Origin of the sequence: Alkalihalobacterium alkalinitrilicum, assembly GCF_002019605.1 — a bacterium.
Taxonomy (GTDB): domain Bacteria; phylum Bacillota; class Bacilli; order Bacillales; family Bacillaceae_F; genus Alkalihalobacterium; species Alkalihalobacterium alkalinitrilicum.
In genome coordinates, this window is record NZ_KV917368.1 from 5,181,886 (window position 1) to 5,193,553 (window position 11,668).

At 35.6% G+C, this 11,668-nt stretch carries 9 protein-coding genes; 5 read left to right on the plus strand and 4 right to left on the minus strand.

Annotation, left to right across the window (positions count from 1 at the left end):
• Positions 1–311 precede the first annotated feature (311 nt).
• From BK574_RS25105 to BK574_RS25115, 3 genes are all read right to left on the minus strand, one after another.
• Positions 312–611 carry a hypothetical protein gene (locus BK574_RS25105; protein WP_078430558.1) on the minus strand — a complete coding sequence of 100 codons (300 nt, stop codon included), beginning with the start codon at positions 609–611 and terminating at the stop codon, positions 312–314.
• A 440-nt stretch (positions 612–1,051) separates the two neighbouring features.
• On the minus strand, positions 1,052–2,872 hold the full coding sequence (locus BK574_RS25110; protein ID WP_238458089.1) for a coiled-coil domain-containing protein: 1,821 nt from the start codon (positions 2,870–2,872) through the stop codon (positions 1,052–1,054).
• Positions 2,873–2,874: 2 nt separating this feature from the next.
• Positions 2,875–4,935, minus strand: a complete 2,061-nt coding sequence (locus BK574_RS25115; RefSeq protein ID WP_078430560.1) for an efflux RND transporter permease subunit — start codon at positions 4,933–4,935, stop codon at positions 2,875–2,877.
• Between the two features lie 256 nt (positions 4,936–5,191).
• Here BK574_RS25115 and BK574_RS25120 point away from each other — a divergent pair, with 256 nt between their 5' ends.
• The gene (locus tag BK574_RS25120) at positions 5,192–5,743 is read left to right on the plus strand and encodes a TetR/AcrR family transcriptional regulator (RefSeq protein WP_338020622.1); all 552 of its coding nucleotides are present in this window, start codon (positions 5,192–5,194) and stop codon (positions 5,741–5,743) included.
• A 155-nt stretch (positions 5,744–5,898) separates the two neighbouring features.
• Entirely contained in the window at positions 5,899–6,825 is a 927-nt protein-coding gene (locus BK574_RS25125) for a cupin domain-containing protein (protein WP_338020623.1), read from the plus strand.
• Between the two features lie 276 nt (positions 6,826–7,101).
• On the opposite strand, the gene BK574_RS25130 is transcribed toward BK574_RS25125, so the two are convergent.
• A complete protein-coding gene (locus BK574_RS25130; protein WP_078430563.1) occupies positions 7,102–8,100 on the minus strand; it encodes a LacI family DNA-binding transcriptional regulator in 999 nt (332 codons plus the stop codon).
• A gap of 350 nt (positions 8,101–8,450) precedes the next feature.
• Between BK574_RS25130 and BK574_RS25135 the strand changes: the two genes are divergently transcribed.
• From BK574_RS25135 to BK574_RS25145, 3 genes are read left to right on the plus strand one after another with little or no spacing between them, the layout of a single operon-like run.
• Complete coding sequence (locus tag BK574_RS25135) at positions 8,451–9,449, plus strand: TRAP transporter substrate-binding protein (protein ID WP_078430564.1); 999 nt, start codon at positions 8,451–8,453, stop codon at positions 9,447–9,449.
• Positions 9,450–9,498: 49 nt separating this feature from the next.
• Positions 9,499–10,002, plus strand: coding sequence for a TRAP transporter small permease (locus BK574_RS25140; protein ID WP_075388237.1), 504 nt, complete (start codon positions 9,499–9,501; stop codon positions 10,000–10,002).
• A 12-nt stretch (positions 10,003–10,014) separates the two neighbouring features.
• Positions 10,015–11,283, plus strand: a complete 1,269-nt coding sequence (locus tag BK574_RS25145; RefSeq protein WP_075388236.1) for a TRAP transporter large permease — start codon at positions 10,015–10,017, stop codon at positions 11,281–11,283.
• Positions 11,284–11,668 lie beyond the last annotated feature (385 nt).

Genomic DNA, 11,668 nt, shown 5'->3' on the forward strand with positions numbered 1-11,668 from the left:
ATGTAGAACATTGGTACAACATATAAGGAGGCGTTAGCAGAATAAAGCTGGCGCTTCTTCAACTACTGGAGCAGAAGAGCTGAACAAATGAATTCTTCTTCATAAAGCCAATGAAGGACAAAACAAGGCTGAACTGCAAGGGAAATGTCAGTTTTGTTTTTGAACAAATTCAATTTTATTGGGTAAAGGAATATAAGGAGGTCTGATGAATATGCCTTTGGATAACATTTCTTCCTTAGCTTTTCTAGAAAGCGCTATTGATGCTGTTAAACAGGTTTCGAATAAGTATCAAGTTTAATGGTAGTACTTAGTTATATATAAAAATTTATTTTTGACTCGGAGTGGATGATCATTTGTCCTTCCTTTTCTATAAGTTCGGCTCTAAAGGTGTTTGGATTACCTGGAATCGTTATGTCTACAAATGGGGGGATATCTGAGTTATCATCATGTTGAATTTTGTATTGAACATACGAATGCGTCCCAAAGTTAAACCGACGAAGTTTTTTCTGATCTTTTTCTTCGCAATACAAAGCTTCATGTAGGTTTTTACTCGTTAGCTCTTGACCGATTAATGAGTTTAACCTTTTCAATACATCCGCTTTTTTAATCATTTTCATCTTTCCCTTCGTAAATCTATATCCATTTTTAGCGAGGTACCTTTATTCTTACTACCTTTATTTTAATAAAAGAAATCTCGGACGCAAATAGTATATTATAAAATGTAATTTAACTCGCAACTACTGGCAGTAAAACCCGCACTTCAAGACTTCGAGTAATCAAAGAAAAATAAGTGGGGGTAGTCTGCCAGTAACAACTAAATGAATACAAACAAATGCACCACGTCCTGGCAACGTCTGTGTGACCCACATCGTGTGGACCAACCATCAGTGGGGGAAGAGGAAACCCTAATTGATGGAAGTTTCACTTTAAAAGTAAGGTTATTTATTAGAAGTATCATTCAATATTAATTTGAAAGGGAACTTCAGTATATCCGAAATTCCCTTCATAATTATTCTTTACCAAATAATAATTCTTTTTGTAAACATTATCCTTAGAAGAACAAATCCCATAGCCGCGCCAAAAATCCTTTTTCTTCTTCAACGGGCTCTGTTGATGTTTCTTGTTCTTCCTTATTAATACTCGCTGTTTTGATAACAAATTGTACAGAGTTGACATTCTCGATTTTAGAGGAGACAAAGGATACAGATTCGAAATCGGATTTATCAAAATCTGCAATCATTCGATCGATTTCTTCTTGAATTTGCGTAGGTAAATCGCTAGTTGATTCATACAATTTCTTTGTACCGTTTTGAAGCTCATCAACACCATCTTCTAATTCTCCCGTACCTCTAGACAACTCCACGATTCCAGAATGTAATTCATTGTATGAGTTTGCTAATTGGCCCACACCATTTGTATAGTTTACTAACCCAGCGTGAAACTCGCCATAATTGGATGACAATGTTGCTAATCCTTCATACAGTTGAGCTATAGAATTTGTAATGTCTATGCCTTCTAGAGAGGACGAGAGCTCATTTGCTATGGAAGTCAGTGTGTTTCCCATTTCTTTTATAGGTTCACTCATTTCTTGTAACGTCGTATCCACTGCGGCAAAGCTTTTTTTTACGGCGGAATAAGTCCCCTTTGCAATATGTGCAGCCGAATATGTCTCGATCAATTGATCCAAAATATTATGATCTGCTCCGCTCATATACAAAATGTGTATTTCTTCTTCCGAAATGGCATATTCAGGTATGGCCTCCATTGCATGATCTAATGTACTGTAAGCAACAGAGTAGTTCTCTCTTAAGATTGTTAATCCATCTGCCATTTCATCAAGTCCAGTGGCCATTTGCATTAGTCCTTCTGGTAAATTATTGAGTTCACTTAGATCTATTTCACCAGAATCGTCACTGAGACTTGTGCTGATCGTAGCGAGGGCTTTCTCAATGGAGCGAGAAGCCTCAATAAGGTCAGTGGAGGCTCCATCGATTTCAGCCATTCCATTTTTGTATTGTTCAGAACCATTCCGAAGACTTATGACACCATCATTTAATTCGGAAACGCCGTTCTTTAATTTTCCGACACCGTCATTTAGCTCTGCGATTGCATCTGATAATGTCCTCATATCTTTCGTCATTTCATCGATATCAGGCTCATCGATGGACATAGATGATGGAACAGCTGCGATTTCAATGCCCTGTAGCTCGAAATCGATCACATCGGCTTCAATGCTAAGTTCTCCCTGTTGTTCAGGCATAACGGTAAACGTTACTTGCTTGTTTTTCCCAGCGTTTGCGACCATCCCACCCTTGATCTCAATATTGCTATAGATATCGGGATCAAGGGTGAGAGAAATTTGTAATAAATAATTTTCAAAAAATACCGGATTTACATTTTCATTGGCCGACGTGAAAATGCTGATTTGTACATGACCCTCTTTTCCAGCAAGTTCTTCTGGGTTAACTTTTTTACCTTCAAGTAAATAAGAAATCGTAATATCCCATGGTAATTCACCATGGTCTTTCATGTTCCCTTGATAATAAAATTTACCTTTAGGAGCATCGATACGAACTATATCAACTATTTGTTCGATTTTTGATAAATCGGTTAAATTTTTTAAACTACTGTAATTTCCATAATCTATAATCGTTCCTGCATTAGTTACGTCTAAAATGTTAACGACATAAATTTCATTCAGTTGTCCATTTGAATTTAAATTTGCGTACACCACTTCATCCTTAGATGCTAACTCTCCATCTAAGTAAGTTTCTATTTTTTCGGTTGAATTGCCAAGTGCAGTATCAACAAGAAATGAAGGCATGATCAGTATTATAGTCAAAACAACAAGCAGTAATCGTTTATTTTGCATCATCATTTCTCCTTATAAAAGTTTGCTTTAAACGTTGATTTTCCAATAACGTTATCAAATACTAAAAGCATCGCAGGTAGGAAACAGACGACCATTACAAAGGCGAGTAAGGCACCTCTTCCTAGTAGTAATCCAATCGAAGAAACAATCGGGTTGGAAGAAGTAAACCATAATATAAAGCCTACACTTGATAGTATCGCAGCAGATATAGAAATAGAGAATGTTTTTTCATCTAATGTTTTCTTAGCTGCTTTCAAAGCAGGCATTTCCTTACGATTCTCCTTATAAGTTTCCGTAAATAAAATGGCATAATCGACTGTTGCTGCAAGCTGCACAGTACTAATAATAAGATATCCTGTAAAAACTAAAGAAGTATCTGTGAAATAAGGCACCGATAGATTGATCCATACAGCAGATTGTATTGTAATAAGCAGAACTAAAGGGATCGAAATCGATCTAAAGGTGACCAATAGAACGATGGCGATTGTAACGACAGTCATTACATTAACAATGATGTTATCTCTATTTACCGTGTTTTTAATATCATACAATGTGACACTTTCGCCGAGACTTACAGCTTCATCATCATAATAATAAACTGCGGTCTCTTGAACCGCTTCTACGATAGAAAAGGGGACATCTCCTTCTTTACCCATCTTAGTATTAATAATAATTCTGCTGTAATTTTTAGAAAAGAATTCATCTGTTATCGTTGCATCTAAATATTCAGGCGGAATGACGGTACCTATTGCATTTACATAAGAGATGACACTTGTAACGTGGTTTAGCTTCTCTAACTCTTGTATAAGCGCTGACTCTTTTGCTAAATTGCCCTTAGGTACTAATAATACAATTGGCGTCGACTCCCCAAAGGCCTCTTCAATCACTATTAGATCACTACCAGCACGGCTAGTCTCTGGTTGCTCACCAAGACCGTATGTGAATGTGGTGTTACTTTGTGCTAAAAAGCTTGGAATCAGAAGGGCAAAAACAATGATTAAACTAGGGACTCGAATTTTAACAACACGACGCCCTAATCCATTAAAGCTTGGAACAAAGCTTTTATGCTGTGTTTTATCCATCCACTTATAGAAACATAGCGTTAAAGCTGGTAAAAATACCACCACACTAATAAAACTAAAGAAAATCCCTTTTACTAAGTTGAACCCAAGATCTGATCCTATTTCAAAATTCATGAGCGTAAGGGCAGTAAAGCCAAAAAACGTTGTGGCTGCACTTGCTGTAATCGCTGGAAACGACTTTTTCATTGCCAGCTGCATTGCTTCTTCTGGGTTACTAGTTTTCTTCCGATAGTCTGAAAAACTGTGAAGAAGAAAAATTGCATAATCTAGCGAGACCGCCAACTGTAAAATTGGGGCTACAGATTGGGTTACGAAAGAAACTTCCCCGATGAAAATATTTGTTCCTAAGTTGATCAATACTGAAACACCGATCGCAGTTAGGAAAAATACTGGTTCTATCCAAGAAGTAGTGGATAATACAAGGATCAGTATAATAATAGGAACTAACAATGCTGCTGCATGGAGGGATTCTGTACCCGCCATTTTTTGTGAAGTAGCTGTATCTATCGCTTCTCCAGCGATTGCACCATCTTCTCCAATTAGTTCATAAATGGTATCAGTTATTACAACTTCATCACCATTTCGAACATCTAATGAAAACAACGCCTTGTTATCTTTGTAATACGCTTCAACCGTCTTTTGATCTGCCATTTCTAACGGTGTCTTCAAATCAATTGCATCATCTAGCCATATGACTTCTGAGACACCATCAATTGCAGCAAGCTTTTCTTTGTATCTAAGTGCTTCCTGTACCGTTACATTGTTGATCATAACTCTTGTGTTAGGAACAGCGCCTGCAAATTCTTCATTCATGATTTCAAGTGCTCTTGTAGATTGAGCATCATCTGGCAAGTAATCTACCATATTATAATTGACAGACACAAAAAATTGCGCCAGCGATGAGATTACCGCAATGAGTATAAAAGCGAATACTACTAATTTTTTATGTTTTATAATACGTGCAGTTAAGTCAATAATCATTCATCCTCTCTTGCGCTAGCATCATTTTCACTTTACCATTATAATGACACCGTGTTGTTTATTCAACAAACAGTTAAGCTACATACGTTGAGTTCGCAACATAACAGTAATTTATGTTGGATTACAATTAGAAAAAGAAAATTTATCGCTAAAAAGGGCCTAACTCGATGTTTTCTTTGATACATTTTATCCCTCTAAAAAGTATTAAACTCAACCTATAATAAAGAAAAAAGGATGGTTCATATTGACTTCTAAATTGGATAGACGTAAGAAATATACTCGGATGATTTTGAAAGATAGTCTAATGAAAATCTTAAAAGAAAAGCCCATTTCTACTATTACTGTAAAAGAAATATGTGAACTAGCTGACATCAATCGTTCAACTTTCTATTCTCATTTTTCGGACCAGTTTGACCTACTTTATAAGATAGAAGAAGAACTCATAGAGGATATGAACGAAACACTGAGTCAATACAATTACACGAAGGAAGAAGAAGCAATACAGATGACAGAAAAAATGTTAGATTATGTAGCGGCAAACAGTGATAAATGTCAAACACTCTTTAGTGAACACGGTGATGCTACCTTTCAAAAAAGAGTGATGATGATCGCTCATCAATTTACTGTAAAAAACTGGATGACTGTCAACAATGTTGATAAGGAAATTTCTGAATATATAAGTATGTTTGTCGTGAGTGGGAGTATTCACGTTATAATAAATTGGTTGGATAATGGAATGGATAAATCGCCAAAGGAAATGGCTGATATTATGATTAAACTTACGAATAAAGGACTCGCTTCATTTTAAAATGCAGAAGAATAAATATTGATCAATGATTTTACTTATTAAATATGTAATAAGAGCGAATTGTTGTTTAGACAATACGTTCTTTTTTTACGTGAAAAATACAAAAGTACATTTTATTGCGTTAGGCATATGATAATTTTATAAAATTGAAGGGAATGAGTAAAATGTATTATGCTCCTAGAGGGTATTCCTATCCTTATTACGCTAATTCTAATCAACCGATGTATTACTCAGAATATATGCCAAGACATTATGAAGAAAATGAAAAATCAGTGGCTACAGCTATACTTGAAGGAATAAAAAAAGAAGCTTCAGCCGTTGATTTGTACAGCCGATTAGTAACTATAGCGCCAAATCAAACCCATAAAAATGACATTCAAAACACTTTAGAAGGAAAAAAAGCTCATTTAACACAATTCACTCAACTTTTTATTGCTATTACTGGAAATCAACCAGTGTACCAAATCAATAAAGTATCATTCCAAAATTATAAAGAGGGCTTACAAAAGGCTTATGAATTAGAAGTCGAGGGTTATAATCAATATCAAAGAAGTTCTTTGCTTACTCAAAACCCACAAATTCAAAATGTATTTTTGTGGGCGTTAAATGGCGAAAAAGATAATGCTCTTAGACTTCAGTCTATGCATGATGAATTGTTACAGCGGGTGACGGATTATGGACCAAACTCATTTGTTGTAGATATTGAGGAAGCGACGAAGCAAAACAACACTTTTCGTACGGCTTTATGGACAGGAAACCACCTACAATTGACGTTGATGAGTATCAATGTTGGAGAAGATATCGGATTAGAAATTCACCCTGACCTTGATCAATTCTTACGTATAGAAGAAGGCCAAGGGATTATTAAAATGGGAGATAACAAAGATAATCTAACCTTTGAAGAAGAAGTATTTGATGACTTTGCAATCATAATACCTGCTGGAAAATGGCACAATTTAATCAATACGGGGAATAAACCTATAAAACTATACTCAATCTATGCGCCGCCCCAACATCCATATGGAACGGTTCATCAAACAAAAGCCATTGCCATGGCTGCTGAAGAGGAACATCATCATTAAGAAATCGAAAGTAAAGTAGAGGAGGAAAAGCCTACTCTATTGACATCCTAAAGCGAACTCGTTCCAGCAAGCTGGAACATCGGGGAAGCAGATGGACTCCACCTGATTAGAACTTACCACGTACGCTAAGAAGTGGGGGTCTTTACCTTAAGAACTTAACCAGGATAAAGAAGTACATTTAATAAGTAGAATGAGAAAGGATAAATGAATGAAGCCACGGACGGAAAAGAAGACTTATCCGTCCGTAGTTTTATAGATATTAGATAAATATGCTTTTTAACAGCCACAAGATTTGCGTATAATTAATGAAGGCGGTAATTCAATATGTTTCATATATTCATGGTTATTTATTCGGCCTAATAGTACATCGAAGGAAGTTCTTCCAATAGTCGTTGGAGGTAAGACAATATTTGTAATCGGGGGATCGATAATTTCGGATGAAGCAAAGTCACCAAACCCAATGATTGCAATATCTTTTGGTATACTTAATGCAAGTTCTTTTATTTTTTGAATAGCTCCAATCGTCATCAGGTCGTTTTGAATAAACAGAGCAGTAATATCTTTTTCTCTTCCTAATAGCGAATGAACTGCGTTAGCCCCACCGTTAACAGTCCCATAACCAATTTCCAAATAACTAGTATTGAAAGGTACATTCAGTTTTTTTAAAGCATCTTGATAACCATGAATTCTATCATTTGTCGTGGATACATTTGGCACAGTATAAATAAAGCCAATTTTCTTATGACCATGTTTTAATAGGTGCATAGTTGCATCATAACCAGTTTGATAGTTGTCACCAGTTACGCGAGGGGTGTTCGACATTTTTGGATCATAACGATTAATGAGTACAATCGGAAAGTTGTTATCAATGAATTGATTTAAATAGTCTATACTTTTCGCAGTGGGTGATAAAATAATGCCATCTACCATTTTCGAATGAAGTAGATTAATGGTTTTTTCCTCTCGATCCCTGTCTTCATTCGTATTAATTAAGAGTATACTATAACCCATCTCCCGAGCTCGTTCCTCTATTCCATAAACCATTTCTGTAACGAAGGTATCAGGAAAACTAGATACTACGACTCCAGCTGTCTTTGTTGTTTGTTGTCTAAGATTTTTAGCTGTTATATTGGGAATATAGTTATACTTCTTAATAATTTCCATAATTTTATTATGTTTTTCTTCCGTTATGTTTTTTGTCCCGTTTATAACATGAGAAACAGTCGCTATAGAAACGCGGGCTTCTTTTGCAATGTCCTTCATTGTGATCTTCAAACATATCATCCCCTGGTTAAACCTTTTACTAAAACAACCATCCAATGACATTTTAACTTACTTGTTTTTTTCTTGCAAGGGTTTTCAAAACACATAGTGAATACATAAAAATTGAAAAAAAAAGATAAAAAATTTATTTTGAAAATTTAGATTATCAAAAAATTCATTGACTATAAATCGCTTACATATTATGATTTCTTAAATAATCGGTAAAACGATTAACTAAATAAATAACTTATTTTTTCTTTTAAAGGAATTATAAGTATAAACTCAAATAAGTAAACGCTTTAGTTTGTGAAAGAGATGTTGAATTTTACTTTTTGGAAGTTGGCTATCAGGAGGAGAAGTACATGAAAATAATGCGTAATTTTATAACAATTGTCATTGCAGGACTCGCACTAAGTATTCTAATAGTTTTTATCACTACTAGTGATGTCACTGGGTCAGATGACGTAACGCTAATAAGGTTTGGACATGGGGCTGCCGAAGCTAATGAAAGACATTTAGCAGTTATCAAATTTAAAGAGCTTGTAGAAGAAAGATCACAAGGTACATTAAAAGTTGAGGTTTACCCGAATGAACAACTTGGATCTGAAGCAGAAATGATAGAAAGTGTTACCTTCAATGACCTGCAAATGGTTGCTTCGAGTGCGTTTAGTCAATACGATCAAAGAATCAGTGTACTGGAATTACCATATTTGTTTGAATCTTATGAAGAAGCTTGGAACGTTCTAGACGGTGAGATTGGACAAGCCGTAGCAGAACCTTTCTTAGATTATAACTTAAGAATTATTGCGTATTTTGAGAATGGGTTTCGCCATGTTACTGCAAATGTTCAAGTCGAAAAGCCTGGTGATTTAAGGGGATTAAAAATTAGAACTCCAGAATTTCCGTTATCTGTAAGTACCTTTAGGGCATTTGGTGCGAATCCGACTCCGATGGCATTCGGTGAACTGTATATGGCTTTACAACAGGGGACAGTGGATGCACAAGAAAATCCAGTAGCTAATATTTATGCAAGTAGATTTAATGAAGTCCAAGATTATTTGAACTTGACTTCTCATCAATATTTCTCTTTACCTGTAGCGATTAGTGAAGAATTTTGGCAATCACTTACAGCTGAAGAAAAGAAAATTATCGAAAATAGTGCTAAAGAAGCTGCTCAATTCCACAGAGATTTATTAAGAGAAAATGAAGAGAATATGATTAGCGAATTAAAAGCTTCTGGTATGAAAATTGTTGAAGTGGATATGGAAGCATTTAGAGAAAAAGCAATTACTGTATATGATTCATACAAAAATAGATTTGGTGAAGAGATTATTAATCATATCTTGAAAGCGGTTGAATAAGACGCGTAAGTTAATAGAAGATCATTAAAGCTCTTAAAGGGGGAGGAAAATGAAGTTGATCAAATGGTTAGATGAATACGTCGAAGAATATATATTAGTTGTGCTTAGTATTTTAACGGTTATCATTGTTTTTACTCAAGTATTTATGCGTTATGTACTGGGTGCTTCTCTCACATGGTCTGAAGAAATTGCAAGATACTTATTTATATGGATGATTTATGTAGGAGTGAGTTACGGAGTTAAGAAAGGAAAGCACCTTGGTGTGGATGCCTTTCCGATGATGTTTGAGAAAAAAGGGAAACTTATTATTGATATGATTGTAAGTGTTGCGTTCTTTATATTTGCTGTTGTTATTGCTATCTATGGGATGGATATCGTATTAAAAGTGACAAGAGAATCGGCAGCATTAGAAATACCGATGGGGTGGGTATACGCTGCACCAGTAGTTGGAATGACGTTAACGGCATTCCGATTAATTCAAAAATTCGTCTGGCAGGTTAAAGAGTTGAAAAATGTAAATCAACAAAAACCTGAAGAACAGACAAGGATATAGGAGAAAAATGGTATGACAAGTTTTATTTTGTTCGGCAGTTTCTTTTTGTTTATGGCCCTATCCATCCCAATTGCAATTTCATTAGGTTTAGCTGGACTTATTACGGCGATTTATTCACCGAATATATCAATAACCTTCTTAACACAAGGATTAGTAACGTCTACCGATAACTTTGCGTTGATGGCCATCCCGTTCTTTATCCTTGCAGGTGAAATCATGGGACGAGGCGGAATTTCAACTCGTTTATTTAACTTAGCGAACGTATTTGTTGGACGTTATACTGGAGGTTTTGCAATAGCAGCTGTTATTACTTGTATGTTTTTTGCCGCAATCTCTGGCTCAGGTCCAGCCACAGTAGCTGCTGTTGGTGGTATTATGATCCCAGCGATGGTAGCGCAAGGATATGATCGGAAATTTGCTACATCTGTTATTGTTACTGCAGGTTCAATGGGGATCATCATCCCGCCAAGCATCCCAATGGTTTTATATGGAATTTCTAGTAATCAATCTATTGGCGACTTATTTATGGGTGGGATTATCCCTGGGCTCCTAATCGGGATTTGTTTAATTGCTTGGTGCTATTTCTATTCGAAAAAGAAAGGGTATTCTGGTACGAATGAGAAATTTACGTTTAAAAAGTTAGTGACCGCATTAAATGATGCGAAATGGTCACTGTTAGTACCAGTTATTATTTTAGGGGGAATTTATGGGGGGATTTTTACTCCGACAGAAGCCGCGGTTTTCGGTGTTGTCTATGCTGCGTTTGTAAGTTTCTTCCTTCATAAAGAAATTAAAATGAACCAAGTTCGTAAAATAATTGCAGATGCAGCGATGAGTTCTGTAGCCATTTTAATCATTATCGGTACAGCCAATACATTCGGTACGATTTTGACAATGGAGAAAATTCCGCAAGCACTAGCGAATGCTTTCTTATCATTATCGGAAAATTCAATTGTTATTATATTACTCATTATTGTGATGCTCTTAATGATTGGCTGTTTTATTGATACATCAGCAGCTGTTATTATCTTTACTCCTATTCTCTTTCCAGTAGCGATGCAAATAGGTTTAGATCCTATTCATTTCGGGATTATTATGATTGTTACTTTGTCGATCGGCTTTATTACTCCACCACTCGGAGTGAACTTGTTTGTCGGAGCAGGTATATCGGGACTAAGTATGCCTACTTTAGTAAGAGGAGTTGTTCCATTCTTTTTTGTCATGCTAGTTAGTTTAGCGATAATAGCGATTATTCCACAATTAACACTATTATTATTGTAAGGAAAGTGGAAAAAACACGAAAAGTATTAAACTTAGTGAGGAATTTGTGAAGCAAAAAATGAGGTACTCGAACGAACAAATAGGGTACCTCATTTTTCTTTCAGTGCCAATTCGGATCCATAGCCTCCATAATTTTCGACTTCCTTAATAGCTTTAAGTGACTTCACCAAACGGATTTTCCTCTCATAATAAAAGATTCAGTGTGTCATCGAGTGTGACCCCAACTGGAATTTCCCTGTATTCTAAAAAAATCAATACGTATACAAATTTCAAAAAAACTCCCACTTTTGCCCTGAAATAAAAATAACCTCTAAAAAAACCATCATCTTTTTTGTATACTTAGTAGACAAGTAAAAGAAACGAGTGTATACTACGATTATAGAAC